The organism is Pseudomonas sp. HMWF006 (assembly GCF_003061205.1).
GTDB classification, from domain to species: domain Bacteria; phylum Pseudomonadota; class Gammaproteobacteria; order Pseudomonadales; family Pseudomonadaceae; genus Aquipseudomonas; species Aquipseudomonas monsensis.
The window spans coordinates 1-433 of the sequence record NZ_QAIU01000580.1; the positions used below are offsets into that span (position 1 = coordinate 1).

Genomic DNA, 433 nt, shown 5'->3' on the forward strand with positions numbered 1-433 from the left:
GGCGCTGCCGGTGTCAACGCCAACCTGAGCTACCTGGAAAACCTGCTCAACGATCCGGAGGCCGGCGTGCAGTTGCCGGCGGCGGTGTTTGTCGAAGCGGTGCAGGGCGAGGGCGGTGTGATTCCGGCGGACATCGAGTGGCTGCGCGGTTTGCGCCGTATCACCGAGAAGGCCGGCGTGGCGTTGATCGTCGACGAGATCCAGAGCGGGTTTGCTCGCACCGGCAAGATGTTCGCCTTTGAACATGCCGGCATCACCCCAGACGTGGTGGTGCTGTCCAAAGCCATCGGTGGCAGCCTGCCGCTGGCGGTGGTGGTCTACCGCGACTGGCTCGATACCTGGCAGCCGGGCGCCCACGCCGGCACGTTCCGTGGCAACCAGATGGCGATGGCCGCCGGTTCTGCGGTGATGCGTTATCTGGTCGAACACAAGG

At 65.6% G+C, this 433-nt stretch carries 1 pseudogene; it reads left to right on the plus strand.

From position 1 onward, the window contains the following. A pseudogene (locus DBR24_RS33975) lies at positions 1-433 on the plus strand (aminotransferase class III-fold pyridoxal phosphate-dependent enzyme); the annotation flags it as partial.